Origin of the sequence: Pseudomonas sp. 10S5, assembly GCF_035019745.1 — a bacterium.
GTDB lineage: Bacteria > Pseudomonadota > Gammaproteobacteria > Pseudomonadales > Pseudomonadaceae > Aquipseudomonas.
The window spans coordinates 138,884-162,022 of the sequence record NZ_JASJVL010000001.1 but is presented as its reverse complement, the minus strand read 5'-3'; the positions used below and the strand labels follow the sequence as shown (position 1 = coordinate 162,022).

The following is a 23,139-nucleotide window of genomic DNA, read 5'->3' as shown; positions in this document are numbered from 1 at the left end:
GTTAGCTCTGCAAGACTCGCGCCGCCGACTCATCGTTGGTTTCGGCGGTTTTCATCATCTTGATGTGCAATTCGAATTGTCGTGCCAAGGCCAGCACCTGGGTCATTTCTTCCACGGCACTCACGTTGCTTGCGTGCAAGAACCCAGACTCGACTTGAATGGCGCCGTCTGCGGCGGCAACCTTGCCGTCTTTAGTATGAAGCAGGCCATCGGCGCCTTTTTCCATGTTGCCAAGGTCAGGCTTCACCAGCTTGATACGGTCTATCTGCGCCATCACCTTCGGACTTTCGCCCAGCGAGCGAATACTGATGGTGCCATCGGACCCCACTTCAATTTGCTGCTGGGGCGGCACGGCAATCGGCCCGCCATTGCCCATGACCGGCAAACCATTGCCAGTGCGCAGCACGCCTAGTGCGTCGACGTTCATGCTCGCGGTACTTGTATACGCTTCACCGCCGCCAGGAGTTTGCACCGCAATCCAGCCGCCGCCTTTGACGGCGATATCCAGATCACGACCGGTTTCCATCATGGCGCCTTCAGAAAAATCAGTACCTGGACGCTCGCTCAAGGCGTACGCTCGCGAAGGCATTACCTCCCCGTAAACCGGCATTGAACGCGCCTGTTCGAGGTCACGCTGAAAGCCGGTGGTAGTGATGTTCGCCAGGTTGTTGGCGTGAGCCTTCTGCGCTATAGCGTTTTCGGACGCTCCGCTCATGGCCACGTAAAGCAACTTATCCACAGTCTTCCTCCTCTGACAGACGCTTGCCGCCTGTAGCTGTTCTAATCACGCTGAAGCAATATTCGAACCAACTTGTCAGAACAGATACAAAGCATTGATTCATCGGTGGCAACCGGGGGCGACGCTTGTCGTCAGGTGTCAGTGAACGAATACACGTGGCGGTGGATTGCCGCATTTGGCCATCCAGTAAAAAAAACAGCGCCAAAAAAACCTCCTTCAAGTGTGTAAACACGACATTTTTCAGGACCGATCAAAAATCCCTACAGGGTTGGAGCGGCCTTGATGAACATCCAACGCCGGCACGGAGCGCTATCCTGGACAGCGGCCACACAAAACTGGACCTAGACCCTTATGCTCTGCAAAACCCAGGTTATTCATTCGTTACTGCTATGCCTGCTAATCGCGTCCAGCGCGGCCGGGGCTGCTCCCGCACCTTGGTATACATGGCAAGGTTCAACGCGAGTGGTTTGCACACAAAACAGCCCTGGACCCGGCTGGGTAAAACTGGGTGGTCCTTTCAAAAAATCCGACTGCAAGGCGTGAACAAAGCAGCACACCCGCTAGAAGCCCCGACGAATCGAGGCTTTTGCCACCTCCCCGCTTAAATGGCTTGTATTAAGGTCTGCATCAATGTCGCCTCGGTCGACAGCGCCTTGGAGTTAGCTTGGTAGGCGGTCTGCGCTTGAATCAACTCCACCAACTCATTAGTCAGCTTGACGTTGGAGCCTTCTAATGACCCAGAGACGATCCCGCCCAACCCTCCCAATCCAGGGGCGTCCATATTGGCTAAGCCAGAAGCACTGGTCTCCTTCCAGCGGGTATTATTATCAGGGACCAGTCCTTGCTCGTTGGCAAATGTGGCAAGCATCAGTTGGCCAATACTCTTGCTTTTACCATTATTGAAACTTGCCTGAATGACCCCATCAGCACCGATGCTGATTACCTCAAGCCGCCCCGCCGCATGGCCGTTCTGTTGCGCGGCAGTGCGGCCCGTCGTTGCGTTATGTTGGCTGATATTATTCAGATCGATAACGGTACCAGCCAAGCTGCCCTGAGCGCCGTTTGTTATCCATTTTTCGCTGCTTTTACCTGCATCAATCAACTTGGCGGGGAGCCAGCTGCTCAGCGTGACCCTGTTATTTTCCACACTCAATCCTTCCTGCGCAGTGATCGATCGAATACTGCCGTTGGAGTTGAAGCTTAGGTTCGCGGTCATTGGCACGTCCCGATCTGGCGATGCTGGGTTTCGCCCGTTGACCAATACATGCATCTTCCAACTGTTGGTATCGTCCTTCACGAAGTACTGCGTCAGTTCGTGCTGGTTACCCAAACTGTCAAAGATTGCCGTGGAAAAAGGCTTGCTGAACGTGGTGATGTCGGCCGCGTTGAATACCGGAGCGCGCCTATTCATCACCACTCCCTTATCATCGACCCCGCTGCCAGCTGCATCGTTGAGCGACAGCACTATTGGCCCATTATTAACGGCAGGACTAGCAGACCAAGTACCGTCAACCTGACGACTAGGCTTCCAGCCAGTCAACGGGAACTCTTTGTCGGAAGTTTTTTTGATCCAGTCGCCTTCGCTGACCAACGAAATACTGCCGTCAGGCTGTTTAGTGATCGTTGCCACCAGCGGTGAAGTTGTGGCGGGATCAATCGGGTGACGACCATTGATCAAGGTGTGCATCGTCCAACGATTCGCGTCGATTTTAACAAAATACTGTTTTAGTTCATGATCTGCCGGAGGGATTGCGGGCGTAGCCGGTATGCGTATCGTCTGATTGCCCTGAACATCCTCTCCTTTGACTTCAGCCTCCCCGGGGGCTCCGCCGTCCTGAATAGTTCTAGTCAGCACACTGGAATAAGTAGCAGGATCACTTGGATTAAAGGACGGCAATGCAGAAAGCGAGGGCAGCGACGCGTCCAGGTTAATAGTCTGGGCAATGGCGGTAGTTACTTTAGCGGGCATGTTACGGGTATCGATTTTCAAATCAGCACGAACACCATTAACAATGACGCCACTGTCATTAACACCGTAACCCTGCAAACGACTGCCTTCGTTGTCAACAATGTAATCGTCTGCGTCTTTGATAAACGCCCCAGCGCGAGTGTAACTTAATGCTCCATTGTCACTGACCACAAAAAACCCCTTACCCTGTATGCGCAAATCCAATACCCGTTCAGAACTTGAGCCCATTTCCCCTTGACTGAAATCCTGCGAAACATTCGCCAGCCGCACACCGTCGCCTATCGCACTACCGCTATGCCCCAACAGGGCGCCGGAATAGAGCGCAGAGAACTCGGCACGCGATGATTTAAAACCAAGGGTACCAACGTTAGCAATATTATTACTCGCCACTTCCAGTCTTTTATGGGCAGCGTGTAACCCATTCAGCGCAACATTGAATGACATAGAGACTCCCATACCGTCATTGACGGCATTATTGTTAAATGCGTTTTTTCGCAGTGTCTATCTGCGTTTTTTATTCTCGCATTAACTAAAGTAGGAAATTTCTATAAACATAGTAGGAAATGGCTGATTTATTTACTTGGAAACTCCAAAAAAAAAACATAAAAAAAGCCCCTTCGAAAAGAGGCTTTTTAGAGGTAAGTTTAACCAGTCTTAGCCGACCATTTGAATAGTGGTCTGCATAATAGCACTTTGAGTTGATATGGTTTTAGCGTTCGCTTGGTAATTACTTTGCTCACGAATCAAACTCACTAACTCACCAGTCAAGTCAACGTTAGAGTCTTCGAGCGCACTACCGACGATAGAACCCAACGTGCCTGATTCCGGAGCACCCGTGACGGGAACACCGGAGGCGAAAGCTTCTTTCCATCGGCTGCCGCCTACTGAAATCAACCCTTGAGCGTTAGCGAAGTTTGTGATCGATACTTGCCCAATGACTTTGGATTGGGAGTTGGTGTATGTGGCAAACAAAACGCCGGTCGAGTCCACTGACAAACCTGCCAATTGGCCGGTCGCATAACCGTCTTGGCTTTTAGTCGCTACACCGCTGACAGCGTTGGTCTGAGTAGTGGCCAACATATTAATTTTGATCCCGGCGGTATTGGCATTCGCGCCGTTGGCCGCCCATACAACGGGGGTGCCCGATTGCGAGGCGGGTACCCAGTTTTTGAGGGTAAATGTACCGTCCGCGTTAACAACAACATTAGGTGTTGAACTTGTAGATGCAGATGACTTCAACGAACCGTCGGAATTGAACACCAGTTGAGTTTGATCCGCCGTTGGCGGCGAAGTTGCTGGGTTAGCAGCATTTCGACCATCGACCAAGGTGTACATAGTCCAGGTGTTAGTGCCGGTTTTAGCAAAGTACTGGTCCAGTGAATGCTGATTACCCTGACTGTCAAAGACCGGCGTACTGATAGGAAGATTATAGGTAGCAATGTTGGCTGGATCGAATGGAGTAACGGTCGGAATAGTCGCGGTGGAATCCAGGTTTGATGCAATCGTGACCAGACCGCTAGGCTTTGGCGTCAGGTTAGATGAGTCTATAACAAGGTTTGTCGAAACCCCCGTCACCACCTTGCCGTTAGCGTCGACGCTGTAACCCTGCAACTTGTCGCCGCTGCTGCTGACGACATTGCCATCTTTATCCGGATAGAACGCTCCGTTACGAGTGTACAACTTCTGGCCGTTGTTACTGACCATGAAAAAGCCATTGCCTTGGATCGCTAAATCTAGGCTGCGGCCGGTACCGGTGGTCAAGTTACCCTGAGTAAACTGCTGCGACACTGTGGCGACCCTTACACCACTGCCAGTGTTGGTAGAGCCCGAAGCGCCACTGATCGCTGCCGAGTATTGGTCCTGAAATTCAGTGCGGGACGATTTGAAGCCCGTGGTCGCAACGTTGGCAATGTTGTTGCCCGTTACGTCGAGGCTTTTGTTTGCCGCATAGAGCCCACTGAGACCGATATTGAATGACATGTTTCGCTCCTTCGCCGTCTAGTCGGCTCTATATACCGATCGTTTTAACGTTGGACAGGCCGACGCTAGTGCCACCCGCCAAATTAAGTGTCATTTCCGCGCCAGCCAAGCCCATGGTCACACTGTTGACAGTGGCCGGTAGATAAGTGGTCAACGCGGTAGCCGTACCATCAGCCGTACCTGTGGCCACCACACTGTACTTCCCAGCAGGCGCCACGGAGCCATTACTGGCTTTGCCGTCCCACGTGAAACTGCTTGTGCCTGCCTGTTGGATACCAAGATCAATAGTGCTGACCAGGTTGCCTGAGGCATCGTTAATCTTGATAACCGTGGAGCTGGAAGCTGGTACCAAGACCGAGCCTGTCATCCCTTTGGTGGTATCGACCACCGCCGTACCGGTTGCCACGATTACTGACCTTCCTACCAGTGAAGACGCCTGTAGCGCCTGGGAAGACTGGTAAGTGGTAGCAATAGAGCCAACTGACGTGTTGAGATTCTGTGTCGCCTCCAGATTGCTAAACTGGGCTAGCTGGGACACGAACGCAGTGTTGTCCTGCGGGGTGAGCGGGTCTTGGTTTTTCAACTGGGTTACGAGCAGTTGTAAGAACGCATCTTTGCCCAGCGCCGAGGTAGGATTGGTAGTGGCCGAAGTTCCTGATGTTTTTGAAAGCTGGTCCAGGACCGATTGGCCGACGGCGGTAGTAGTTGTCATGAGCTGCGCCTCTTATCACTGACCGAGGGTCAGAACCTTCTGCATCATTGTTTTGGCGGTGTTCATCATGTCCGCGTTGATTTGAAACGAACGACTGGCAGAAATCATGTCAGCCATTTCTTGCACAACGTTGACGTTGGGGTAATAGACGTAGCCGTTTTTGTCGGCTGCCGGATGATTAGGCTCGTAACGCGCGTCGAGGTTACTCTGGTCCTGGACAATACCGGCGACCTGAACACCCTGCCCCGCTTGGTCCTGACTCCCGAATAACGAGCCACTGTCGCCATCGGCTTGACCCTCCATGACGGTTGCAAACACCGGATGACGGGCGCGATAGGTTTGACCGGCGCTCGACGAAACCGTTTCAGCATTGGCAATGTTACTGGCCACAGTGTTAAGCCGTGTGGTTTGCGCACTCATGCCGCTACCGGCAATGCTAAAAACGCTGGCAAGGGACATGAATTACTCTCCTCGCAGGGCTGACATAAGCCCTTTGAATTTGCTGTTGAGAAAGGTAAAGCTAGCCTGAAAGCCTACCGAGTTCTGCGCGTAGTTGGCCTGTTCAACCTGACCGTCAACGGTGTTCTGATCAAGCGAAGGTTGGCTAGGCGTGCGATATAACAAGGTTGCATCCATGCCGCCGGTACCGCCTGCCTCGATGTGTGCCGCATTGGTCGTATTCATTGCAAACGTACCGTTTTTGCTCTTATCGGCTTGCGCCGCGAGCACAGCCGCGAAGTCCAGGTCTCGCGCCTTGTAATTCGGCGTGTCGGCGTTAGCAATATTGTTGGCCAGCACTTCTGCACGCTGGGCGCGGAAGGCAAGAGCCTGCTCATGAATGCCTAGTGCTTTGTCGAAGCTGATGCTCATCTCGAGAAACCTTTAGCGGCTGACCTGTTTTCGTATCAGACACAAAGCAATCAACGTGCCAGTCTTTATATAGCCGTAACTCAAGGGGTTCAGCGATTTGCGCCGGATGGTAAGCCAAAATAGCGGCAACGGATTTCCGCTATCCGCCAGTAAAGCGGCAATTGCGACAGACACCGGTTGCCGCAGGCCTTGATCCCGATCAGTGCTGATTCGCTCATGATAATGGCCTCCGAAAACAAAACACCCTGCGAAAGCGTGGCTCTCGCAGGGTGCAGGGTGACCCTCTCTCTAATGCCCGGTCTTTCGATCAGGTTTTTTCACGCGCCAACCCTTACTTAGCTTGGTAAATAATCCCCGGACTGCATTGCACCATCTGGTAATGGTCCGGCAAACCGTTGAGCGCTTCAGAAGCGCCAAGGAATAGATAGCCGCCCGGCTTGAGCGTGCTATGAATACGCAACAGGATGTCTTTCTTCACTTCTGCCGAGAAGTAAATCAATACGTTTCGACAGAACACAACATCGAACTTACCCAAGCTGGCATAGCTGTCGAGCAAGTTAAATGAGCGAAACTCCACCCGATTTTTAATCGGCGCCTTGATCGCCCAACGCCCTGGTATCTTGACGTCGAAAAATCGTTGCAGTCGCTCAGGAGACAGCCCACGACCGATCGCCAAACTGTCGTATTCGCCCGACTTGCAGTTGGTAAGCATTGCTCCGGATAAGTCCGTGGCAACAATTTGTACGCCACTCTTAAGCTGGCCAATATTGGTTCTTTCGAATTCGTCTATCGACATTGAGAGCGAATACGGCTCCTGCCCAGAGGAGCATGCCGCCGACCAAATTCTCAGGCGCTGATTGGGACTGCCTTTTATCGCTTCTGGAAGCACTTTGTTTTTAAGCACTTCAAACGGATAGGTATCACGAAACCATAATGTTTCGTTGGTCGTCATGGCGTCCACCACCTGCTCTCGCAAACCGCTTCGCGGCTGTGTCTGAATCCGTTGAATCAGTTCACCCAAGGACTTAATGCCCTGCTGCTCCATCAGTTTGTTGAGACGGCTGGAAACCAAGTATTGCTTATTTTCACCCAGCAAGATGCCACAGGCTTTTTCCAGGAAGACCCGGAACTGTTCGAAATCCAAATTACCCGTAGACAAAGAAACCGCCTCTTAACTTGTATGTATCACCGGAGGCGCTGCCTCCGATAATTATTTCGCTGCGTTAATCCGGGCGACTACCCGGGATGCAAGATCATCAGGTCGGAACTTGGCGAGAAAATCGTCTGCACCGACTTTCTTAACCATCGCCTGATTGAAGACACCCGACAGGGAAGTATGCAGGATGATATGTAATTTTTGCATGCGCGGATCACTGCGAATTTCCGCGGTCAGGGTGTATCCGTCCATTTCAGGCATCTCAATGTCTGAAATCATCATCAAGAATTCTTCTTCGGGCTTCTTGCCCTCCTCAACCATCTTGCGCAGGTAATCCAACGCCTGCCGGCCATCGTTCAAGGCCACTACTTCGACGCCAACTGTTTGCAGACAGCGCGAAACTTGCTTGCGTGCGACCGACGAGTCATCCACCGTCAGGACCCTTAGCGTGACTGCTTTCGCCTGGGTCTCAACATCCACCACACCGACAGAAATGTGCTCGGAAGTAGGCGCTACCTCGGCAAGAATTTTCTCCACGTCAATGATTTCAACCAGTTGATTGTCGACCCGAGTCACCGCCGTCAAGTAATGATCGCGCCCAGTTCCCTTGGGTGGCGGATGAATCTCCTCCCAATTCATATTGACGATGCGCTCTACCGAATGCACCAGAAAACCCTGAATCTTGGTGTTGTATTCAGTAATGATCACGAACGTATTACTAACGTCTTTCAGCGCCTGCGCGCCGGTGGCCATCGCCAGATCAATGATCGGAATGGTCGCCCCACGAATATTTGCAACGCCGCGCACTACTGGATTGGACCTGGGCATGATGGTCAATTTGGGGCATTGCAGCACCTCTTTGACTTTGAACACGTTTATCCCATAGAGCTGTTGGCCGTTGAGCCGGAACAATAAAAGCTCAAGGCGGTTTTGCCCTACCAGTTGAGTGCGCTGGTTCACCGAATCCATTACACCAGCCATGCCGTACTCCTAGACCAAAAGCTTCGAACCGAATCGCACCTACACAAGGAAGCGGCACGGGGCTTGCTTTTTAACTGTTATGAATTCGAAAACGACATTTTCCCGACGCATGGCATCATTTCCCCGCAGCTTACACTGCGCGGTAGCTGCGCTGTGGTTTTTCAGCGTCTGTGAACCTGCGCAGGCCGTGCTTTTAAGCGTGCCTGATCAACTTATCGGCGTGACCCAGGGGTTTCTTGAATTCGCTGTCGAGGACTATCAAGCCACAACCCATTTACAAGGGCGCTATCAGATAGAGGTCAATACACTTGATCCACGTTTGACGCTACCCCAGTGTGACAAGGAATTGACAGCAAGCCTTGAGAGCCCTGCTCAACCCATAGGCCGCGTCACGGTAAAAGTTCGTTGCGAAGGGACGTTGCCGTGGACGGTGTACGTGCCTGCTCAGGTCCATTTGTTTCGCCAAGTCGTGATTGTTAAGCGCCCTCTCAAACGCTCCTCGATCATTGGCGAGGACGATGTTTACATGGCCGAACGGGACATCAGTCAAATGCCTCAGGGCTATATGACCTCAATTGATGACGCCATCGGCCAGAAAATGACCCGGCAAATGATCAACGATCAAATTCTTACGCCACTGCAACTTGAGCAAGCAGAGGTCATCCGCAAGGGCGATCAAGTGATCATTACCGCTAAAAGCGGCACACTCCAGGTACGTATGCCTGGCGAAGCGTTATCCGATGGAGCAATGAGCGAGCAGATCAGGGTACGGAACTTGAACTCACAACGCGTAATCAAAGCTCGGGTAACCGCACCGGGACAAGTTGAAGTCGCCTTGTGATTTGCTGGCGTGTTGGCGCAGAGTTTCCTAGACTGAATCCAATCTGAGGCGGCCGTCTCCCCCGGTTTATTAAAGCGCTAAAGTTATAGTGGGTTTGGCCGAAAACATGGCAAGCGTCCAAACACCTAGAGGTTTTTAAAAATGGTCATCGACTTTAGTCGTTTAAACAACACAGCTCCCGCTACGAGCAGTTCGCGCTCCGGCACCACTAAGGAGATCGGCACCACCGTTGCAGACTCCTCCAATGCGACGCCCAAGGCCAGTGCCGCCAGCCTGTCCAGCGGAGAGGCTGTACACCTGAGTGACGAGGCTCAGCGATTGCAATCCATTAGCGATAAAGTGCGTAGTCAACCCGTCGTCAATAGCGCCCGGGTCGCTGAGTTAAAGCAAGCCGTGGCCGACGGCAGTTACACCGTCAACAGCGGCCGCGTCGCCAGCAAACTGCTTAATTTCGAAGCCCAGCGCTAGCCAGAGGCTTGCGCCCGGGCTTTTGGACGCCTAAAACCCAGAGCCAGCCATGCACGACACTACTCTGTTGCAACTGATCAACGATGACTTGGCCCCCGCGCAACATTTGCTGGAGTTGCTAAAGTCCGAATCACTCGCCTTACATGGCCGAGACCTGATTTTGCTGGAGGAAATCCTCGCCCAAAAACAGGCGTTGGTGATCATGCTTGAGCAGCGCGGTCGCAAACGTAGCCAGATTTTGATCGACCTTAAATTGAGCCCCGACCGCGACGGACTAATTCAACTGGCGAGTCATTCGCCGGTAGGTGAAGCGCTCCTGGCACAGGGCGATCTGCTGGCGAGCCTCATGTCCGATTGCCGCACGTGCAACCAGCACAATGGTGTTTCGATCCAGTTGCAACAGGCAACCACCGCTAATCAGATGAAAATCCTGACGGGGGGAGAGGCTCCAACGCTGTATGACAATCGCGGGTCTACCTCTCGATTCACTAAGCCGCGCCCTCTTAGCCAGGCTTAAATTCCTGTATCAAGGCGTTAAACATGCTGGCAAAATGCTGGCAATTGCGAGCTGTAGTATTTTGCCTGGGATGAATGAACAGTGTTCAATGCCTCAAACGCGGAAGATGCTCCGCAAGCGCCAAAAGTCCTCACTACGCCGCTGGAAATCGCTGCCAATCTGCGCTTACTGCTGGACAGTCATGATCCGCTGATCATCACGTTTCATGAGCGCACCCAGCGTTTCCAAAGTTTTCTGATTGAAGTTGATCGCGACAGCAACCGTCTTGCTCTTGATGAAATGATCCCGCGCGACGGTGAGCGTTTTTTGACCAATGGCGAAGCGTACCGCGTGGAGGGCTTCCATGACGGCGTGCGCATCGCTTGGGAAAGTGTGGACGCTCTAACTATCGACGATGGGGAGCACCGTTGCTACCGAGGCACTCTGCCCAAAGAAGTGGTTTACCACCAACGCCGCAACGCGTTCCGTGCAGCGTTGAAGTTGGCTCAGTTGGTGAGTGTAGAAATCGGTGGCGAAAAGCTTTTGTCACCGATTAATGGAAAGCTGCTGGATATTTCCGCTACTGGGTGCAAGCTTCGTTTTGAAGGTGATATTTCTGATCGACTGCAATTAGGTCAGGTCTATGAGCGGTTTATTGCCGCCCTGCCGTTCGGCAAGATGACTGCGCCTGTGGAGTTGCGTTATCTACACTTCGAGGAGCGCATAGACGTGACGTTTGCCGGTATTCGCTTTCACAACATGAGCGGGCTGGTGCAACGTCAGGTTGAACGCTTCGTGTATCAATTGCAGCGCGAAGCACGGCGATTCGATAAAGACGACGATTTCTGATCAACAACTCGGTAACAAGTCTGGTGGCCCTGCGTTCCAATCCAACCGCGTGCATGGCCAGTGATTGAACTCGCCCTAACACTGTGCCTAAGCAGTGTTCAATTATAGGTGCCGCCATACCAAGGACCGGCCTATCGCGCCTACAGGTCGTGGGCTTACTGTCGACACAGCCTCTTTAAACAGTCTCGTTCTCTGGGTTTTCTGCCGGTTGCGGCTCACCCTCGACCGGCGCTTGCATCTGATCTTGAACCACTTGTTCATCCACCCGTGGGTCCAGTGCAACCACCAACGGTGAGCTGGACATACTGTCTGGCATGGCGACGTGGTGCAGCGGAGCATCTTCGACCTGGTGCAGATTGGTTACGGCCTTAGGTCGAATTCTCAATGCCAGCATCAGTGCGGCAAAACAAACGAAGGCGTACAGCATATTGCTGCCAAACATCTTCATCAGCACGCCCGCGACCAACGGACCGATGCTCGCGCCAATGCCGTAGGTCATTAGCAGCATCGCCGTCAACGAAACACGGCGCTCCCCTTCCACGTGATCGTTCGAAAACGCCACAGCCAAGGGATAAAGGCAAAACTGCATCAACGAGGCGAAAAAACCGACGACGAACAGGACTTCCAGAGGCACGTGGGGCATGATCGCCAACGGAAACGCAATCAACGCCAGCGCACCGGCAAAGGCACGAATTAATACAGCTCGATCGTAACGATCAGATAGGCGTCCCAATGGCCATTGAACTAACAGCCCGGCCAGAATACAGCTACCCATGAACAAACCCACGGTCTCGGTAGGTAGTCCCTGCCGGGAGGCGTATAACGGGGCCAAGCCGTAGAACGAACCAATAATTAACCCCGCCGCCAGCACTGTACTCAGCGACTGCGGCACACGCCTGAGGAAAAACCGAGGTTCCAGTGGCGCTGGATGCATGGGCGCCGGGTGGATACTACGGGTCATTGCCACCGGCACCAGGCACAGCGCGAAGCACAATGCGACCAACATCAGTAGCTCAGGCCCCAATGAGGGATGGATGACCAGAATCAACTGACCCAGAACCAGCCCCAGATACGATGCGATCATATAGCCACTGAACACGGCGCCGCGTTGTTTGGCTTGTGCCTGCTCGTTAAGCCAACTTTCGATCACCATGTATTGGCACATCATGCCCAAGCCGACGATCATCCGCAGGAACAACCAGGCCGGTAACCAGTCGATCAGCCCATGCCCCAATACGGCAGCGCTGACGATACCGGCACACGTCGCGTAGGCGCGAATATGCCCAACACGCCCAATCAGTCGGTGACCGATTTTTCCACCCAGTACCAGCCCAAAATAGTTGGCGGCCATCAGCCCACCCACCCAAAGACCGTCGACATTTTCTGCCCCCAGTCGTAGGGCGAGGTAGGTACTTAACAAACCAGAGCCGATTAGCATCATCAGCGAAGCGAAATAAAGCGCTCGAAAAGACTTCCAGATTTGGCGCATTGCGGTCCAGACGTTCCCTAAAAAATGAAGAGTTACCCCCGCGGGGCAACTCTAGAACAATAACCTTTAAGCTTGAGCGGCCAATATGCGCCGTTCCCAAGGCGTGATTTCGTCAAAGAAGCTAGTCAATTCCATACGCTTCGAAGCGACGTATCCATCAATGAACTCAGGGCCAAACAGTTCTTTCGCCAATTGGCTGCGTTTCAGACGCTCCAACGCGGCATGTAAGGTACATGGCAATGACAAGTTATCCGGCACTTCAATTTCACCTTGCATAAACGCTGTGGGTTGCAGCTCATGTTCAATGCCATAAAGACCCGCCGCAAGGCTCGCGGCAATGGCCAGATAAGGATTTGCGTCGGCGCCAGGGAGACGATTCTCTACCCTTCTGGCCACTGGCGCACTCGCTGGAATCCGCAAACCCGCTGCGCGGTTGTCGTAGGACCAACAAGCGTTGTTCGGCGAGGCATAGGGATGACACAAACGCTGATAAGAATTGACGTTGGGCGCAAATAACGCAGTGAAATCGCCCATAGCCGCTTGTTGACCGCCGATAAAATGCTGGAATACCGGTGTCTCGTTGCCTTGTCTGTCACTGAACACGTTGTCGCCTGAGTGCAGATCTACCACGCTTTGATGGATGTGCATCGAGCTGCCTGGGGTATGCGCCAACGGCTTGGCCATGCAGACCACAATCAGACCATGTTTAAGCGCGACCTCCTTGAGCAGGTGCTTGAACAGAAACGTCTGATCGGCCAGCAATAAAGGATCGCCGTGCAGCAGATTAATCTCGAATTGGCTGACGCCCATTTCATGCATGAACGTGTCGCGCGGCAAACCAAGTGCCGCCATGCACGCGTAGACCTCGGTAAAGAAGGGGCGCAAGCCGTTATTGGAACTGATGCTGAAGGCCGAATGACCGTCTTCCCGGCGACCATCTAACCCCGTCGGCGGCTGAAACGGCTGGGCGGGATCGGCATTGGGCGCGAAGACGAAGAACTCTAGCTCAGTTGCCACCACCGGCGCCAGACCGCGAGCGGCATACCGTGCGATCACCCTTTTTAACTGAACACGAGTCGAAAGGCTGGAGCCTCCACCGGCCAAGTCATCAGCGTCACAGATGGCAATGGCCCTGGGCTGCTCGCTCCATGGCAAGCGATGAACCTGGACCGGGTCTGCCACCAGCGCCAGATCACCGTCATCGCTGCCGTAAAACCGCGCCGGTGGATAACCGCCCATGATGCATTGCAACAAGACGCCGCGGGCCAATTGCAGACGCCGGCCTTCGAGAAATCCCTCGGCGGTCATGACCTTACCTCGGGGTACACCATTTAAGTCGGGCGTTACACATTCAATCTCATCAATGCCTGCCAATCGCTCCGCGAATGGACTGTGGTCATTAACTGTCATGATTCAAATCCTTGATAGCGACAAAAGCCGTTAAACGGCAACCTGTATAAAATACGCACCGCCCGTTCGACATTTCAAGCACGCTAAAGAAAAGTTTCAAACGGGCGTGCATCACTGGGCTATGTCAGCTGCGTATAAGATCGTTAATTGACCTATTGATCGACCAGCAGGAGTGAAGTATGGGTCGCCAACACGAACAACATGAAGGTTTTAAATCACTGGGTAAGAACGTGAAGATCTACCCCAGTGCGAAAATAATCGGCCGCGAATACATCAGCGTCGCAGACAACGTCATTATTGATGACTTTGTGTTTATCCATGCTACCGCGCCAATATTTATCGGCAGCTACATCCACATTGCGTCGTTCACCTCAATTACCGGAGGCGGCGTCATCGTCCTGGAAGATTTTTCGACACTCTCTTCAGGCGTGCGCATCTTTAGCGGCTCCGATGATTTTCACGGCGGCGGGATGACCAACTCCACGATTCCAGACAGATACCGCAGTGTCAGCCGAACCCATGTTCACGTCGGCCGTCACGTAATTATTGGTACCAATAGCGTTATTTTACCCAGTGTGAAATTGGCCGAGGGTGTGGCCGTCGGTGCCGGGGCCGTGGTTACCCGCTCACTTGACGCGTGGGGGGTATACGTAGGTTCACCAGCCCACAGGTTAAAGGACCGACCGTCGAAAATTATTCTCGATCATGAACAGGCATTAATAGACGAAGGACTGTTTACCCCGATGAGCGCATCGGTATTTGACAGATTTCTAGCGAGATCGGGTCGCTGAGCCGTTTTGGTCAGCGCCTTCTCATTTACGGATTGCAGCCGATTTTCGTGACTGATAGTGGTAACCGTGATGTCTGAGTACACTGGACGGTCACGTACTTAACGCCGACGCGTATGACGTTGAGCACGGCCGCATGCTTCAAACCCAAACGCTTCTCAGACCCCAAGCGATCCGATGAAAAAAATTCCAGTCAGCATCAGCGACATCGCCAAGCGGGTGAACATGACGCCGACCACGGTGTCACGGGCGTTGAACAAACCTGATCTGGTCAAGCCTGCCACCTTGGCCCGAATCCTTGCGGTGGCCCGAGAACTTGACTACGTGCCGAACGCGTTCGCTCGTGGACTCAAGAGTAGCCAAAGCCTGATCCTCGGAGTTATTACTGCGTCTGTAGATAACCCGTTTTACAGCGTGATGATCAAGGCAATTTCCCGAGAAGCGAAACAGCACGGCTACACCATCATGCTCGTGGACACCGATGGCTTGGATGAGCTGGAAACCAAAGCCGTGGAAACGCTGTTGAGCTACCGAGTGGCCGGGATCATCTTGTCTCCGGTCTCGGATGAACCAGAGTATCAACCGGACTATCTGGCGCGTTTGAGTTCAGGTGAGACACCGGTAGTGTTGCTCGACCGAGTGCTGCACAACACCATGTTCAGCCAGGTGGCCCTGGACAATTATCAAAGCGGCTTCAAGGGCGCACGCTACCTGCTTGAGCAAAACCCAAATATTGAACGCTTGCTGGTATTGACTGGCCCGGAGCACTCGCACATCACCGAACAACGTTTAAGCGGCTTTCGCGCGGGCCTTGAAGGTCACCGCAAACCAGTCCAGGTGGACGTTTACCCCGGTGATTACACTCTTGAGCCTTCCCACCACGCTACCCTCGCCTACTTGGCCCACAGCCGGCCAGATGCGATTTTTGGATTCAATCAGTTGATCACCTTGGGCGCCATGAGCGCATTGCGCGACATGGGTATCGCCCACGACAGCGTTTTGATCTGCGGCATTGACCGTCTGCCGTTCGCCGATATCTTCGGCGTACCGATTGCCTGTATTGCCCATGATGCCGAATTGGCGGGCACCAGCGCCGTGCGTCTGCTGCTCAAACGCATGCACCAGCCCCATGCACCACAGGAACAGGTAGTGATTGTGGGTAAACTTGAAACCGAGATTCAGCGGCTGGTGTAGCCGCCGTCAATGGCAAGGCTGACCCCGCTGATCATCGACGCGGCGTCGCTGAGCAAAAACAAAATCGGTCGCGCAACTTCCGCAGTTTCAGCGAAGCGTCCAAGGGGAATTGCCGCCAAGGCTGGATCGCGTTTTTCCGGGGCACTCCAGACCTGCTGTCCCATAGCCGTCAGGGTTACTGTCGGGTTGACACTGTTGACCCGAATTCCAAACCTGCCCCACTCCGCACATTGCACGCGAGTCATGGCATCCAGTGCCGCTTTTGACGCGCAATAACTCAGATGGTCATCCAGGGCCACCAGTGCCGCCTGGCTTGACACGTTGACGATGCTGCCAGCAATCCCTGCCGAAATCATGCTTTTAGCCACCCGGCCGGCAACGATAGCGGCAGCGCGAGCATTGACCGCCATCACGTGATCAAACGAATCTGCGCAAACTGAATCAGCCGCTTCAAGGCTGGCGATGCCGGCGCAATTGACCAACCCGTGCATCGCCGGATACCTGGCCAGCGCCACTTCCAGGGCCGCGCTGTCGGCGATGTCCAACCTCACGACATGGCAGCCCTGCGCTTGCAACTGCTCCAGCGCCCCAGGTTCGCGACCAATCGCGAATACTTCGGCACCCGCTACGAGAAGCTGCTGGACCACTTCCCAACCAATGCCACTGCTAGCACCTGTCACTAAAATGCGTCGATCACTAAAGTCGAAATGCAATCGATCCATGAGGTAGACCTCTGAGTGGTTTTACTGAGTACCCGATATACGTCCGATGGAGTATTGGCGATGCAATGATCTATATGGATCCTGCCAAAGGCTGCTATACAGCCAAAAATCTTAGCCTTCGGCAGCTCTTACAGAACATCAGCGTACCTGTGACACTCGGTTAAGCCTGTTGCAAACGGTGCATGATCGGTTTAAGAGCCGGGTATAGGTTCAGGTACTCGGCAAATGCAACATCATAGTGGGCGACATTTTCGGCCCCCGGTTCGGCACGAAGACGTAGCTCGATCCACCCTTCATCGACCTGTCGTTCGTCCACCAGACCGACGCTGTGCGCCGCCAACAAGGCTGCGCCCATTGCCGCTTCGACATCCTGAACGATGGTGTAAACCGGGTAATGGGTGATGTCGGCAATAATCTGCATCCACAGATTTGAGTGACTGGCGCCGCCCACCACTATCAATCGAGGGTCCAGGGAATGTGCGCCGCGTGCGCCGGCTTCGATGTTGTGCCGCAACGCGAAGCTGACCCCCTCCAGCACCGCTCGATACAGGTGAAAGCGGCTGTGATACAGGGTCAATCCGACGAAACTGCCGCTGGCCTTAGCGTCCCAAATCGGACTGCGCTCGCCCATTAAATACGGCAAGAACAGCAAGCCCTCGCTGCCCGCTGGAATCTTCTGCGCCAAGCGTTCGAGTACTAGGTGGCTGTCTTCCCCGGTGTCCCTGGCCTGTTGCTCTTCGACCTGACAAAACTGTTCACGAAACCAACTGATCGATGCCCCGGCGGTAATCGCGCCGCCGAAGATATACAAGTCCTTTTGACCGTTATAAACATGGGGCATGCTGACCAAGCCATGGCGCGCATCCACCCGCTGATTCAAATAGCCCCAGCACATGCTGGTGCCAATCATCGCCACATGGTTGCCCGGCTGCGTGACTCCAGCGGCAAAGGTCGCCATGGCCGCGTCGACGCCACCGGCCAACACCGGGGTCCCTGGCTGTAACCTCAAACGCTCAGCCCAACCGTCGAGCAATCCACCCACCGCCTCGCCGGAATACAGCAACCGCTCGGGCATCATTTCCGATGGGATGCCCAGCGCCGCGAGCATCTCCTCGGACCATCGACGCTCAGCAACGTCATAAACGCCGCCAATGTTGCCCGCCGAACTGTGGTCCACCGCGATCTCGCCGGTCAGGCAGTAGTTGATGTAACTGTTAGGCGGCAGCAGATAGCGGGCATTCGCCCACACCTCTGGCTGATGTTGCTTGAGCCAGAGAATCTTTGTGAAACCGTAATAACTGTCCACCGAATTACCGGTCACTTCATACAGCCGCTCAAGATCGACGTGTTGCCGAACCCACTCGACCTGCTCTTGCGCACGACGGTCCATCCAGATCAGGCATGGGTGCAAAGGTTCAATATCGGCGTCTACCGCAATCCCGGACCCGCCGTACAGGCTACTGATACACAGCGCTTTGATTTGCTCTTTAGGCACCCCGGCCATTTCCACGCACCGCGCAATGCAGGATTCCACCGCATTGAGCCAGACCTGCGGCCACTGTTCGGCCCAGCGTAAATTTGGCGTGTCGACCCGGTAGCCTTGGCTGTGTTGGGCAATGATCTTGCCCGTGCTGTCGACCAGCAGCGCCTTGGAGCTTTGCGTGCCGATGTCCACGCCGATCACATAGTTCATCATGGCGTTCGCGCTCTAGATTACAGGCTTTAACAGCACTTTGATCGACTTCACAGAGTCGGCCAGGGCGAAGGCTTCGGCGTAGTCATCTAGGCCGAAGTCGTGGGTAACGATGCCTTTGGAAGTGATCAAACCGCGCTCGAACAAGTCGATGGCAATCGGGTAGCAATACGGACCCAAATGCGCGCCACGGACGTCGAGTTCCTTGCGGTCGCCGATGATCGACCAGTCAGCGCTGGTCTCAGCACCAAACACGCTGAACTCAACGAAGCGCCCGAGTTTGCGGATCAGCTCCAGGCCTTGGGTGACGCCCGCAGGTACACCGGTGGTTTCGATGTACACGTCACAACCGTAGTTGTCGGTGAGGCTGTTGATAACCGCCCGGGCGTTGTCCCGGGACGGGTTGATTACGACATCGGCACCGAGTTTCAGTGCCAGTTCCAAGCGCTCGTCGACCATGTCGATGACCACCAGCTTTTTCGGGGTTTTCAGCGCGGCGATCTGCACCATGCACAAGCCAAGGGTGCCTGCCCCAGCGATGACCAGCACGTCGTCGAGTTGAATGTCACCCCGGTTAACCGTGTGAATCGCGCACGACATTGGCTCGATCAGAGCAGAGTCTTCCAAGCTCACCGATTCAGGAATCTTGTGCACGATGGCAGTCTTTGGAATGCGCATATACTGCGCCATGCCGCCCTCAGCCACCTCACGCTGGAAGCCGAAGATGTTGTGCACTTCGCACATCCAATACTTACCGGACTTGCAAAAGCGGCACTTATCGCATGGCACTATCTGTTCAGCGATCACCTTGTCGCCCACCTGCACGCCGAAGAGTTCTTCAGCACCTTCGCCCGCTTCTACTACGTAGCCAAAAAACTCATGGCCCGGCACCACAGGTGCCTTGACCCACGGATTTTCACCGCCCCAAAACATCGCCGCACCTGAATGGCATTTGCAGTCGCTGGCGCAAATCCCGCAGGCGGCGATGCGAATCACCAATTCGTTAATCCGCGCTTGGGGCTTGGCAATTTGCTCCAGACGATAGTCCTTGGGACCGTGGCAGACGACAGCTTGCATGGCATGTTCAGTTTTTTCGTTCATGAGGTTTCTACCTATATCAGCGCGAAGTTGCTAAAAAGTGTTCTGTTGGGAGTTTCTGGAGCCAATGCGCTGGCGAGGCGGCTTTCAGGTAAGCCACATCGACATTCTCGCCAACACGTTGGCGCCTACAATTTGTGTTCTATTTATTTATGCCGTTGGCGGCTGATATAGATTGCCAACAAGATAATTGCGCCCTTGATCACACTCTGGACGTAGGGTGAAACGCCTAACATGTTCAGGCCGTTATTGAGGACGCCCAGCAATAGCGCACCCACCAAAGTGCCGAGAATCACCCCGCGCCCACCGGCGATGGAGGCGCCGCCAAGAACCACGGCGGCAATCGCATCGAGTTCAAACGACACCCCGGCGTTGGGCTGGCCGCTCATTAGACGCGAGGTCAATACCAACCCCGCCACTGCGGCGGTCAGGCCACTGATGCCGTACACCAACAACTTGAAGCGCGCCGCCCGCACACCGGACAAACGCACCGCTTCTTCGTTGCCGCCAATCGCATAGATGTAGCGGCCAATCCGGGTGTGTTGCAGCAGCACGTAGGCCAACAGATAAGTTAGCAACATGATTAAAATCGGTACCTGGACGCCAAACAGACTCTCTCGACCGAAGAAGCCAAACCAGTCTGGCAGGCCGGAAATCGGGTAACCATCGGTGTACATCAAGCCCAATCCGCGTGCGATGCCCATGGTTGCCAAGGTCACAATGATCGGTGGCATTTGCAGGTAAGCGACGAATAAGCCGTTGCCTACTCCGAACGCGATGCCAAGGATTATTCCCGCACCGATGGCTAAAGTCGGTGGCACGCCAGCGGCCATCAGGCCAGCCGTCAAAGTACCGGACAAAGCCATGACCGGACCCACCGACAAGTCGATACCGCCAGTCAAAATCACACAGGTCATGCCCACGGCAATGATCGCGTTGATCGATACCTGACGACCAATATTCGCCAAGTTTGCCGCGGTGAGAAATTTGTCGCTGGCGAAGACCATCACAAGGGTCACGATCACCAGGCCTACAAACGGCAAAAATGCCGGTGAACGCATGGCCCTGGTTAGATTCAGACGCAGCCCCGCGCCACCTAGGGTATTAATGGACGTATTCACGTTGAGTGTTCCCCGTTGCATGACGCATGACCTCCTGCGGATTAACGTCGGACGATTCCAATACGCTGACAATTGCCCCTTTGTGAAACACTGCGACGCGGTCACACATACCAATGATTTCAGGCAGTTCCGAAGAAATCATGATGATTGCGAAACCTTTCTCGGTGAGCTTGCGCATCAGTGCGTAGATCTCGGCCTTGGCACCCACATCAATCCCACGGGTAGGTTCGTCAAACACCAGAATGTCGCAGTGATGGTTTATCCAGCGCGCAATTACGACCTTCTGTTGATTGCCGCCGCTGAGGTTGAACACCCGGCTTTCACAGCTGGGCGCCTTGATTGCCAACTGGCTCATCAGCCCTTGGGTGGTGTGGGTTTCTTTGCCGGTGTCCAGCAAGCCGCCACGGTTTTCGTACTTTTTCAGGTTATTCAGGGAGATGTTTTCGCGGATGCTGAAATCAACAATCAGCCCCTCGCTCTTGCGGCTTTCTGGCAGTAACCCGATACCCAACGCCAAGGCTTCGGCCGGGTCGCGCAATGCCACCGGCTGGCCGCGCAGCAACACACGTTTAACGACGATCGGGATCGCGCCTATGATTCCCAACGCCAGCTCGGTACGCCCCGACCCCACCAGCCCAGCGAAACCCAAAATCTCGCCCTGGTGCAAATCAAAGCGGTTATGCGGACCGCTGCGGGTCAGTTGAATATCCTCCACTTGCAACAACACCGGCCCCCGCGCGGTTTGCGATTTCGGCGGAAAACTGTTCTCCAGACGGCGACCGACCATCATTTCGACTAAATGATCAATGTCGCTATCAGCCACTTCGGTAACGCCAACGTTCTTACCGTCACGCAGCACACTGATGCGGTCACACACTTGGAAAATCTCTTCCAGATGGTGAGAGATAAATATCACCGCCACGCCCTGACGCTTGAGTTCACGCATGATGTCGAACAGCAACTCCGCTTCGCTGGGCGTCAGGGTGGCCGTGGGTTCGTCGAGCACCAATAACCGCGCATCAAGGTTCAGCGCCTTGGCGATTTCGACAAATTGCTGTTCGGCGACGCTTAGCGCTTTCACTGGGCAGTGCAGATTGATGGTAACCCCCAGGCGTTCGAACAACTCCCGAGCCTTCATCTCCATGTCATGTTTACGCAGCAGTCCGAAACGATTGACCCATTCGTGGCCGAGGAAAATATTTTCCACTGCATCCAGGTAAGGAATCAGACTGAACTCTTGAAAGACGATGCCGATACCAGCAGCAATAGCGTCGTTATAGGTCGCGAACTGCTGCGCCAGACCATCGATCAAAATGCTGCCTTCATCCTGGTGCTCGACGCCTACCAGAATCTTCATCAGGGTTGATTTACCGGCGCCGTTTTCGCCAAGCAAGGCGTGTATTTCTCCACGCTCGACTTGCAGATTTATAGCGCTAAGCGCTTGCACGCCGGGGTAGCGCTTACAGATATTTTCAAGTTTTAGCAGACTGCTCATGCTCAGGTGCTCCGCGCCAATCCTTCGAGGTCGTAAGGCCTTGCTCCGTGAACCGCCACGGAGCAGGCAACGCTTACCAGCTGAAGTCCTTTGCTTTGCTCTGGTCAATCAGCGCGATGTCCACCGGGATAGTGGCTGGCACCTGCGCGCCCCACTTTTTGGCCAAGGCGATACCTAACGCCAGACGCACTTGGTCACGAGGATATTGTGCTGAGGTCGCAATGAACTTGCTGCCCGGTTTGAGGATGGCCTTGATCGCTTCCGGCGCGCCGTCAACGCTCACCAGTTTGACGTCGAGCCCGCTCGCCTCAATGGCTGAAAGCGCGCCCAATGAGCCGGTATCATTGACGCTGAACAAGCCTTTCAGGCCAGGCTGCGCCTGGAGCATGTTTTCAGTTACGGTCAGCGCCTGATCACGCTCTTGCTTGCCGTTTTGGATACTGACAATTTTGATTTTCGGGTGTTTGGACAGTGCGTCCTTACACCCCTTAACGCGGTCAAGAATCGGCACGACCGCAATGCCATCAAGAATACCGACATCACCGGCATCGCCGATGTGCTGGGCCAGGTATTCACAGGCCTGGTAGCCGGCATCAACGTTTTTTGAACCGACGAATGAATCCAGCGGGCCCTTCGCCTGAGCATCTACTGCAACGACTACAACCCCGGCTTTGTGGGCGGCTTCTACAGCCGATTGCACACCTACAGAGTCAGTCGGGTTGATCAGCAGAATATCGATGCCCTGTTGCAGCATGTCTTCGATATCGCTGACCTGTTTGGAGACATCATGACCGGCGTCGGTGACGATCAGCTGCGCACCAATGGTTTTGGTCGCGTCGGTCAACGCGTCCTTCATGGTGACGAAGTAGGGATTGTTAATTTCCTGGAAGGACACGCCGACTTTCAGGGGGCCAGTCTTGCTGTCGGCAAAAGCACCCGTGGCGATGCCACAGCTGATGCTTAACGCCAGTAAACACAGAGCTTTAGGGAGCTTTACCATGGACAATTTCCTTCTTGTTTTTATTTTTTTGCAAAATGTCATCGTTAACATTTTGAAATAAGGTAGCA

General features: G+C 54.1%; 23 protein-coding genes. 6 read left to right on the top strand and 17 right to left on the bottom strand.

Annotated features, from left to right (window positions below):
* Position 1 precedes the first annotated feature (1 nt).
* The 9 genes from QN378_RS00750 to QN378_RS00705 form a co-directional block, all read right to left on the bottom strand.
* A complete protein-coding gene (locus tag QN378_RS00750) occupies positions 2–739 on the bottom strand; it encodes a flagellar basal body rod protein FlgF (RefSeq protein WP_322204121.1) in 738 nt (245 codons plus the stop codon).
* Positions 740–1,340: 601 nt separating this feature from the next.
* The gene (locus tag QN378_RS00740; protein ID WP_323570700.1) at positions 1,341–3,152 is read right to left on the bottom strand and encodes a flagellar hook protein FlgE; all 1,812 of its coding nucleotides are present in this window, start codon (positions 3,150–3,152) and stop codon (positions 1,341–1,343) included.
* Between the two features lie 210 nt (positions 3,153–3,362).
* Positions 3,363–4,688 (bottom strand): flagellar hook protein FlgE, encoded by a 1,326-nt coding sequence (gene flgE / locus QN378_RS00735; protein WP_322204127.1) that lies wholly within the window; start codon positions 4,686–4,688, stop codon positions 3,363–3,365.
* 28 nt (positions 4,689–4,716) lie between these two features.
* Entirely contained in the window at positions 4,717–5,400 is a 684-nt protein-coding gene (locus QN378_RS00730; protein WP_322204129.1) for a flagellar hook assembly protein FlgD, read from the bottom strand.
* Positions 5,401–5,415: 15 nt separating this feature from the next.
* The gene (gene flgC, locus QN378_RS00725) at positions 5,416–5,859 is read right to left on the bottom strand and encodes a flagellar basal body rod protein FlgC (RefSeq protein WP_322204131.1); all 444 of its coding nucleotides are present in this window, start codon (positions 5,857–5,859) and stop codon (positions 5,416–5,418) included.
* A gap of 3 nt (positions 5,860–5,862) precedes the next feature.
* Positions 5,863–6,270 carry a flagellar basal body rod protein FlgB gene (gene flgB, locus QN378_RS00720; RefSeq protein WP_322204133.1) on the bottom strand — a complete coding sequence of 136 codons (408 nt, stop codon included), beginning with the start codon at positions 6,268–6,270 and terminating at the stop codon, positions 5,863–5,865.
* An 89-nt stretch (positions 6,271–6,359) separates the two neighbouring features.
* Positions 6,360–6,488: a hypothetical protein gene (locus tag QN378_RS00715; protein ID WP_323570699.1), complete on the bottom strand. Its 129-nt coding sequence runs from the start codon at positions 6,486–6,488 to the stop codon at positions 6,360–6,362.
* A 113-nt stretch (positions 6,489–6,601) separates the two neighbouring features.
* Positions 6,602–7,429, bottom strand: a complete 828-nt coding sequence (gene cheR / locus QN378_RS00710) for a protein-glutamate O-methyltransferase CheR (RefSeq protein ID WP_322204135.1) — start codon at positions 7,427–7,429, stop codon at positions 6,602–6,604.
* A 51-nt stretch (positions 7,430–7,480) separates the two neighbouring features.
* Positions 7,481–8,407: a chemotaxis protein CheV gene (locus QN378_RS00705; protein ID WP_323547026.1), complete on the bottom strand. Its 927-nt coding sequence runs from the start codon at positions 8,405–8,407 to the stop codon at positions 7,481–7,483.
* Between the two features lie 79 nt (positions 8,408–8,486).
* On the opposite strand from QN378_RS00705, the gene flgA reads away from it, so the two are divergent.
* From flgA to QN378_RS00685, 4 genes are all read left to right on the top strand, one after another.
* Entirely contained in the window at positions 8,487–9,248 is a 762-nt protein-coding gene (flgA, locus tag QN378_RS00700; RefSeq protein WP_323547025.1) for a flagellar basal body P-ring formation chaperone FlgA, read from the top strand.
* A 141-nt stretch (positions 9,249–9,389) separates the two neighbouring features.
* Positions 9,390–9,716, top strand: coding sequence for a flagellar biosynthesis anti-sigma factor FlgM (flgM, locus tag QN378_RS00695; protein ID WP_323547024.1), 327 nt, complete (start codon positions 9,390–9,392; stop codon positions 9,714–9,716).
* Positions 9,717–9,765: 49 nt separating this feature from the next.
* Positions 9,766–10,233, top strand: a complete 468-nt coding sequence (locus QN378_RS00690) for a flagellar protein FlgN (RefSeq protein ID WP_323547023.1) — start codon at positions 9,766–9,768, stop codon at positions 10,231–10,233.
* Positions 10,234–10,314: 81 nt separating this feature from the next.
* Positions 10,315–11,061, top strand: coding sequence for a flagellar brake protein (locus QN378_RS00685; RefSeq protein ID WP_322204145.1), 747 nt, complete (start codon positions 10,315–10,317; stop codon positions 11,059–11,061).
* Between the two features lie 175 nt (positions 11,062–11,236).
* On the opposite strand, the gene QN378_RS00680 is transcribed toward QN378_RS00685, so the two are convergent.
* Both QN378_RS00680 and QN378_RS00675 read right to left on the bottom strand, forming a co-directional pair.
* Positions 11,237–12,550, bottom strand: coding sequence for an MFS transporter (locus tag QN378_RS00680; RefSeq protein ID WP_323547022.1), 1,314 nt, complete (start codon positions 12,548–12,550; stop codon positions 11,237–11,239).
* Between the two features lie 66 nt (positions 12,551–12,616).
* Positions 12,617–13,858, bottom strand: coding sequence for a glutamine synthetase family protein (locus tag QN378_RS00675; protein WP_322206883.1), 1,242 nt, complete (start codon positions 13,856–13,858; stop codon positions 12,617–12,619).
* Positions 13,859–14,139: 281 nt separating this feature from the next.
* Here QN378_RS00675 and QN378_RS00670 point away from each other — a divergent pair, with 281 nt between their 5' ends.
* A complete protein-coding gene (locus tag QN378_RS00670) occupies positions 14,140–14,751 on the top strand; it encodes an acyltransferase (protein ID WP_322204149.1) in 612 nt (203 codons plus the stop codon).
* Between the two features lie 174 nt (positions 14,752–14,925).
* Positions 14,926–15,942 carry a LacI family DNA-binding transcriptional regulator gene (locus QN378_RS00665; protein WP_322204151.1) on the top strand — a complete coding sequence of 339 codons (1,017 nt, stop codon included), beginning with the start codon at positions 14,926–14,928 and terminating at the stop codon, positions 15,940–15,942.
* Here QN378_RS00665 and QN378_RS00660 read toward each other — a convergent pair.
* From QN378_RS00660 to QN378_RS00635, 6 genes are all read right to left on the bottom strand, one after another.
* The gene (locus QN378_RS00660; RefSeq protein ID WP_322204153.1) at positions 15,927–16,664 is read right to left on the bottom strand and encodes an SDR family oxidoreductase; all 738 of its coding nucleotides are present in this window, start codon (positions 16,662–16,664) and stop codon (positions 15,927–15,929) included. The genes QN378_RS00665 and QN378_RS00660 overlap by 16 nt on opposite strands.
* A 160-nt stretch (positions 16,665–16,824) precedes the next feature.
* Positions 16,825–18,357, bottom strand: a complete 1,533-nt coding sequence (locus QN378_RS00655) for an FGGY-family carbohydrate kinase (RefSeq protein ID WP_322206884.1) — start codon at positions 18,355–18,357, stop codon at positions 16,825–16,827.
* A gap of 15 nt (positions 18,358–18,372) precedes the next feature.
* On the bottom strand, positions 18,373–19,458 hold the full coding sequence (locus QN378_RS00650; protein ID WP_322204155.1) for an alcohol dehydrogenase catalytic domain-containing protein: 1,086 nt from the start codon (positions 19,456–19,458) through the stop codon (positions 18,373–18,375).
* Between the two features lie 143 nt (positions 19,459–19,601).
* Positions 19,602–20,597, bottom strand: a complete 996-nt coding sequence (locus tag QN378_RS00645; protein ID WP_322204156.1) for an ABC transporter permease — start codon at positions 20,595–20,597, stop codon at positions 19,602–19,604.
* The gene (locus QN378_RS00640; protein ID WP_322204157.1) at positions 20,560–22,071 is read right to left on the bottom strand and encodes a sugar ABC transporter ATP-binding protein; all 1,512 of its coding nucleotides are present in this window, start codon (positions 22,069–22,071) and stop codon (positions 20,560–20,562) included. Before QN378_RS00640 ends, QN378_RS00645 begins: the two co-directional genes overlap by 38 nt.
* Before the next feature lie 73 nt (positions 22,072–22,144).
* Positions 22,145–23,071 carry a substrate-binding domain-containing protein gene (locus QN378_RS00635; RefSeq protein ID WP_322204159.1) on the bottom strand — a complete coding sequence of 309 codons (927 nt, stop codon included), beginning with the start codon at positions 23,069–23,071 and terminating at the stop codon, positions 22,145–22,147.
* Positions 23,072–23,139 lie beyond the last annotated feature (68 nt).

Excerpts from the sequence above, each read along its gene's own strand:
- QN378_RS00740 (WP_323570700.1), bottom strand. The coding sequence starts at position 3,152 with ATGTCATTCAATGTTGCGCTGAATGGGTTACACGCTGCCCATAAAAGA.
- QN378_RS00640 (WP_322204157.1), bottom strand. The coding sequence starts at position 22,071 with ATGAGCAGTCTGCTAAAACTTGAAAATATCTGTAAGCGCTACCCCGGC.
- QN378_RS00680 (WP_323547022.1), bottom strand. The coding sequence starts at position 12,550 with ATGCGCCAAATCTGGAAGTCTTTTCGAGCGCTTTATTTCGCTTCGCTG.
- QN378_RS00660 (WP_322204153.1), bottom strand. The coding sequence starts at position 16,664 with ATGGATCGATTGCATTTCGACTTTAGTGATCGACGCATTTTAGTGACA.
- QN378_RS00670 (WP_322204149.1), top strand. The coding sequence starts at position 14,140 with ATGGGTCGCCAACACGAACAACATGAAGGTTTTAAATCACTGGGTAAG.
- flgA (WP_323547025.1), top strand. The coding sequence starts at position 8,487 with ATGAATTCGAAAACGACATTTTCCCGACGCATGGCATCATTTCCCCGC.
- flgB (WP_322204133.1), bottom strand. The coding sequence starts at position 6,270 with ATGAGCATCAGCTTCGACAAAGCACTAGGCATTCATGAGCAGGCTCTT.
- QN378_RS00690 (WP_323547023.1), top strand. The coding sequence starts at position 9,766 with ATGCACGACACTACTCTGTTGCAACTGATCAACGATGACTTGGCCCCC.
- QN378_RS00650 (WP_322204155.1), bottom strand. The coding sequence starts at position 19,458 with ATGAACGAAAAAACTGAACATGCCATGCAAGCTGTCGTCTGCCACGGT.
- QN378_RS00635 (WP_322204159.1), bottom strand. The coding sequence starts at position 23,071 with ATGGTAAAGCTCCCTAAAGCTCTGTGTTTACTGGCGTTAAGCATCAGC.
- QN378_RS00730 (WP_322204129.1), bottom strand. The coding sequence starts at position 5,400 with ATGACAACTACTACCGCCGTCGGCCAATCGGTCCTGGACCAGCTTTCA.
- QN378_RS00675 (WP_322206883.1), bottom strand. The coding sequence starts at position 13,858 with ATGACCGCCGAGGGATTTCTCGAAGGCCGGCGTCTGCAATTGGCCCGC.
- QN378_RS00705 (WP_323547026.1), bottom strand. The coding sequence starts at position 8,407 with ATGGCTGGTGTAATGGATTCGGTGAACCAGCGCACTCAACTGGTAGGG.
- QN378_RS00645 (WP_322204156.1), bottom strand. The coding sequence starts at position 20,597 with ATGCAACGGGGAACACTCAACGTGAATACGTCCATTAATACCCTAGGT.
- flgC (WP_322204131.1), bottom strand. The coding sequence starts at position 5,859 with ATGTCCCTTGCCAGCGTTTTTAGCATTGCCGGTAGCGGCATGAGTGCG.
- flgE (WP_322204127.1), bottom strand. The coding sequence starts at position 4,688 with ATGTCATTCAATATCGGTCTCAGTGGGCTCTATGCGGCAAACAAAAGC.
- flgM (WP_323547024.1), top strand. The coding sequence starts at position 9,390 with ATGGTCATCGACTTTAGTCGTTTAAACAACACAGCTCCCGCTACGAGC.
- QN378_RS00665 (WP_322204151.1), top strand. The coding sequence starts at position 14,926 with ATGAAAAAAATTCCAGTCAGCATCAGCGACATCGCCAAGCGGGTGAAC.
- QN378_RS00655 (WP_322206884.1), bottom strand. The coding sequence starts at position 18,357 with ATGAACTATGTGATCGGCGTGGACATCGGCACGCAAAGCTCCAAGGCG.
- QN378_RS00715 (WP_323570699.1), bottom strand. The coding sequence starts at position 6,488 with ATGAGCGAATCAGCACTGATCGGGATCAAGGCCTGCGGCAACCGGTGT.